The following is a 797-nucleotide window of genomic DNA, read 5'->3' as shown; positions in this document are numbered from 1 at the left end:
GCTTCAGAGGGAGGTGAGTATAAAAATGCGGTGAGGAACTGGGCACTGTTGGGTGTGTGGGGCAGGCGCTAGGGCCTCCCCGGGGTGCGCATGCGCGGGGTTTCCGCCCACAGCGCCGGAGCCTCGCGCGGAGGGTAATGTAGGCGGCCTCATGCGCTAGTCTACTGCACCACCTTCAGGGGTCCGAAAAGGTAGCAGGCGCTGCAAGACTCATCGGGGTTGGAGATGAACTGAGCGTACAGGTCCTGGTAGCGCTCCAGGGTGAGTCCGCCGGCCTTCCTGTCGTCCTCAGTGGTGAGCTTGTTGTAAGCGTCATCAATCTCCTTCACCTCAGCAAAGGCAGACCTGGTAATGCAGTCAAGCCTGTACTCATCGAGGCCAACCTTGCCGTCGCCGTTAACGTCAATAGCCTTGAACTGGTTGGCAATGAAAACCTTGAAGGCACCGGGGAAATCGCCGTATTTCTTGCCCTGGCAATGCTTCTGCACAGCCTGCTTGAACTCGTCAACAGTTACCTCGCCGTCCTTGTTGAAGTCAGCGAGCTCGGCGATCTCGTTCCAGAGGTTCCTCATGATCTTCTGGTTGTTGGCATAGGCATCGGCGCTGAATTCGCCACGGCCCTCAATCAGGGTGTTCCTGACGGCAAGGCACTCGAAGTCGTTCTTGTCCAAGAAGCCATTGTTGTCAATGTCGTACATGTACCTGACGACGTACTTGACGCGGTTGTCCCAGCTGTAAGCCATTTTGCTAGATGCTTGCGTCGCCTGACCTTAAAGACCGTTGGTTCTCAGAAGCCG

Annotated in this window: 1 protein-coding gene; it reads right to left on the bottom strand. The window is 56.7% G+C overall.

Translation table 11 applies throughout. The features are described from left to right. Positions 1-161: 161 nt before the first annotated feature. Entirely contained in the window at positions 162-743 is a 582-nt protein-coding gene (locus tag LXN01_RS16560; RefSeq protein WP_236866834.1) for an EF-hand domain-containing protein, read from the bottom strand. Positions 744-797 lie beyond the last annotated feature (54 nt).

The organism is Brevibacterium daeguense (genome assembly GCF_021729135.1).
Taxonomy (GTDB): Bacteria; Actinomycetota; Actinomycetes; order Actinomycetales; family Brevibacteriaceae; genus Brevibacterium; species Brevibacterium daeguense.
This window is presented reverse-complemented; position numbering and strand designations above follow the sequence as displayed.

Coding starts and splice junctions, on each gene's coding strand:
- LXN01_RS16560 (WP_236866834.1), bottom strand. CDS start 743: ATGGCTTACAGCTGGGACAACCGCGTCAAGTACGTCGTCAGGTACATG.